1 pseudogene is annotated in these 525 nt (G+C 54.5%); it reads right to left on the bottom strand.

From position 1 onward, the window contains the following. A pseudogene (locus tag J5M71_RS27055) lies at positions 1–477 on the bottom strand (serine 3-dehydrogenase); the annotation flags it as partial. Positions 478–525: the final 48 nt, after the last annotated feature.

Below are 525 nucleotides of genomic sequence, written 5' to 3'. Positions count from 1 at the left end.
CTCATGAACAAATGTCAGGTAGTCGTAACTTCCCTTGCCCGGATTCGCATCGTTGGTTTGCGGACCGATCCAGACATCGCCGGCTACCGGTGTGTTTGACGGAAAATAAGCCCACGCAGCGGTCTTGTCGTCCATCAGTCGATAGCCGCCAAACCGCATGTCACCCACGTTGCTGATCGTGTCGGTGGTCAGGGTGAAATTCAGATTGGCAACAGCGCTCCACGCTCCGAGGGCGCTGGTGACAGCATTTTTTTGCCCCGTCGTGAGCTCATACAAAGCGTTGTATTCGTTGTCAGGGCTATAGTCGATAACAAAATAAGACGTGCCCGGCGCCATGAAGCTGTAACTGAGGTTGGTCGGTCCGGTTGGGGTCCAGTTGGCGCCCAGCCAATAGGTACCTGAAATGAGGCTGTCGACGATGGCATTGCCGGTCAACGTGGATGGCAAACTGAAGGAATAAGTCTTGGGCGTAGGCATGTAGGTTCCTGATGACTATGCGGCCCTTCCTGAATGCGACCGCTACAA

The sequence above is a fragment of the Pseudomonas sp. 43(2021) genome (genome assembly GCF_017490805.1).
Classification (GTDB): Bacteria; Pseudomonadota; Gammaproteobacteria; order Pseudomonadales; family Pseudomonadaceae; genus Aquipseudomonas.
This window is presented reverse-complemented; position numbering and strand designations above follow the sequence as displayed.